The 3238-nt window shown below is 66.1% G+C and carries 3 protein-coding genes; all 3 read right to left on the reverse strand.

Annotated features, from left to right (window positions below; genetic code table 11):
• Positions 1-27 precede the first annotated feature (27 nt).
• Positions 28-444, reverse strand: a complete 417-nt coding sequence (locus tag ACSW7Y_RS16675) for a type IV pilin protein (RefSeq protein WP_438127348.1) — start codon at positions 442-444, stop codon at positions 28-30.
• Positions 445-685: 241 nt separating this feature from the next.
• Entirely contained in the window at positions 686-1909 is a 1224-nt protein-coding gene (locus ACSW7Y_RS16680) for a type II secretion system F family protein (protein ID WP_438127349.1), read from the reverse strand.
• Positions 1909-3238, reverse strand: a 1330-nt coding sequence (locus ACSW7Y_RS16685; protein ID WP_438127350.1) for a type IV pilus twitching motility protein PilT, incomplete at its 5' end; no start/stop codon positions are given. The genes ACSW7Y_RS16680 and ACSW7Y_RS16685, both read right to left, overlap by 1 nt.

Consider the following 3238-nt stretch of genomic DNA (forward strand, 5'->3'; position numbering starts at 1 on the left):
GCCACCGGGCTGGGTTGACGATCAGGCTCAGCAGGTGCCGGAGACGGCGCCGCCGTCCTGGTCGATCTTGAACGTCGTCCCGGAGTTGCTCGTCGCCGAGATGCAGAAGGTCGACGCGGTCGAGCCGGACTTGAGCGCCGGCGCGACGCCGGGGCTGGTGTAGGTGCTCGGCGTGTAGCCCGAGAGACCCGTCAGGTTCGTCGGGAAGGTGTTGTTCTGCGTGTAGGACGCGATGAGCGCGGTCTTGGCGTTCGTGAGGTCGGACTTCGCCGACGCGTCCTTCGCGTTGTTCTGCACGCCGATGTACACCGGGATGGCGATCGCGGCGAGGATGCCGATGATGATCACGACGACGAGGAGCTCGATGAGCGTGAAGCCCTTCTCCTTGTCCTCGAGGAGACCCTTGCGGCGAGCGTCGAGCTTGCCCATGAGTGCGAAGTACATGGTGGTTTCCATTCTTCTGGGAATGCGTTGGGGAATGTTGCCGGGGACTGCTCCGCCGCCGCTCACAAGAGTATTCATGGCCTTTTCGGGGCATAATCCCGAGAACGGGGGGCAACGCCGCAGCGAAATACCCCCAGAACCAGGGCCACCGTCCTGCGCGAACACGCAGGAAAGTACGGAGAAAAATATCCGGCGGAATGCAAGTCCCTCGTACGAGGGGGACTCGAAGCGAGTGGAGCGCTTACTTGATGAGCGAGGTGATCTGGAAGATCGGCAGGTAGAGCGCCACGATCATGCCGCCGACGACGACTCCGAGGAATGCGATGAGCAAGGGCTCGATCAAGGACGTCAATGCCTCGGTGGTGGCTTGCACCTCGTCGTCGTAGAAGACCGATATCTTCTCGAGCATCACTTCGAGCGACCCGGCGTCCTCACCCACGGCGACCATTTGCGTCACCATTGCGGGGAACACGCTTTCCTTTTCCATCGGACCTGCGATCGACTCGCCCTTGCGGACCGATTCCGCGACGCGACCGAGTGCCTTCTCGATGACGAAGTTGTTCGACACCTCTCCGGCGATCTGCAGGCCCTGGAGGATGGGCACGCCGGCGCCGATCATGTTCGACAGGTTCCGGGTGAACCGCGCGATGACGATCTTCTGGTTGAGCTTGCCGAACACCGGGAGTCGCAATCGCACCGGATCGATGAAGGCCCGGACCCGGTCGGTGTTCTTGTTCGTACGCCACCAGAACCAGAACACGACGCCGACCACGACGAGTGCCGGTCCGATGTACACCATCGCGTGCGACGCGTACACGAGCAGCATCGTCGGCAGGGGCAGCTGACCGCCGAGTGACGAGAACATCTTCTGGAAGATCGGGACGATGAAGATCAGCATGATCACGACCGCGAGCAGTGACATGACCAGCACCACGACCGGGTACGTCATCGCCGACTTGATCGTCGACCGGAGCTTGTGCTCCTTCTCGAAGTTGGTCGCCACCGAGTCCATCGCCTGGTCGAGGAACCCGCCGGTCTCCCCCGCGCGGATCATGTTGATCATGATCGGCGGGAAGTCCACCGGGTACTTCGCGACCGCGTCCGAGAACGAGACACCACGCTCGACGTCGTCCCGCACCTTGCCGAGGATGTCCTTGAGCTTCTTGTTCTCGGTCTGGTCGGCCAGGATCGTGAGCGCCCGGAGCAGCGAGAGCCCGGACGTCAGCATCGTCGAGGCCTGTCGCGACATGATCGCGAGGTCCTTCAGCCCCACGCCCTTCTCGAACCCCGGGATCTTGATCTCGGTCTGCAGGCCGGTGCCGGGCTTCGCCTCGGTGATGGCGATCGGCGAGACGCCCATACCGCGGAGGCGTTGGACGACGGCACCCTCGGACGCGGCGTCGAGCCGTCCCTTGACGAGCTTGCCGCTCCCGTCACGGCCGCGGTAGTCGAAGGCGAGCGACATCAGTGGCCTCCCGAGTACTTGTCGCCGAAGTCGATCTCGGACGCGGCGATCGCCGCTGCCGAGGAGTCGGACGGGGACTCGACGCGCTGCACGAGCCGGTCGAAACCGTCGTGGTCGTGGACCTTCTCCATGGCCGCACGACGCGTGATCGTCCCGACGTTGACGAGTTCGGCGAGGTCCTGGTCCATGGTGTGCATGCCGGCGTCACGGCCGGCCTGCATCGCCGAGGTGATCTGGTACGTCTTGCCCTCGCGGATGAGGTTCCCGATCGCCGGCGTGGTCTTCATGATCTCGGTGGCGACGACCCGGCCGGCCCCGTTGGCCTTCGGCACGAGGGTCTGGCAGACCACGCCCTCGAGCGTCGACGCGAGCTGCGTGCGGATCTGCCCCTGCTGGTGCGGCGGGAACACGTCGATGACGCGGTCGATCGTGCCGGGGGCGCTCTGCGTGTGCAGGGTCGCGAAGACGAGGTGGCCGGTCTCGGCGGCCGTGAGGGCGACGGAGATGGTCTCGAGGTCGCGGAGCTCGCCGATGAGGATGACGTCGGGGTCCTGCCGCAGCACGTGCTTCAGCGCGGCGGCGAAGGAGTGCGTGTCCGCACCGACCTCCCGCTGGTTGATGATCGCCTTCTTGTGGTCGTGCATGAACTCGATCGGGTCCTCGACCGTCACGATGTGGTCGGCGCGCGTCTCGTTGACGAGGTCGATGAGGGCTGCGAGGGTCGTCGACTTGCCGGAGCCGGTGGGACCGGTGACGAGCACGAGCCCCCGCGGGAGCCCGGCGAACTCCCCGACGTGCTCGGGGATGCCGAGCTGCTTGAGCGTCTTGATCTTCGTCGGGATGATGCGGAACGCCGCACCCCAGTTGCCGCGCTGCTGGTAGTAGTTCACGCGGAACCGGAAGTCGGGTGAGAGCGAGTACGCGAAGTCGAGTTCCTGCTCGTGGTCGAACTGGCCGGCCTGCTCGACGGACAGCATCGTCTTGAGTGCCGCGATGACCTTGGCACGCGACCACGGGCCTCCCGGCACGGCGGGTCGCAGTGAACCGTCGACGCGCACCGTGGGCGGCGCGTCGGCGGTGACGTGCAGGTCGGACGCACCCTGGTAGACCACCTGCGCGAGCGCGGTGATCAGGTCGGGGTCCGCGATCTCGCGTGCGTGGCGGGTGAAGTTGATCTCCTCGCGTCCGTCGGACGCTGCTCCGGCCGGGAGGCCCGTGGGGACCCCGCCGGGCACCGCCGGCGGCTGTCGCGTCGCCTCGTCGGCGTACCCGTAGGACGCGGTCGACGGCGGCACGGCTGCGGGCGGTGTCGCGGGCGCGGCCTGCGGC

Origin of the sequence: Curtobacterium flaccumfaciens (assembly GCF_051548005.1) — a bacterium.
GTDB lineage: Bacteria > Actinomycetota > Actinomycetes > Actinomycetales > Microbacteriaceae > Curtobacterium.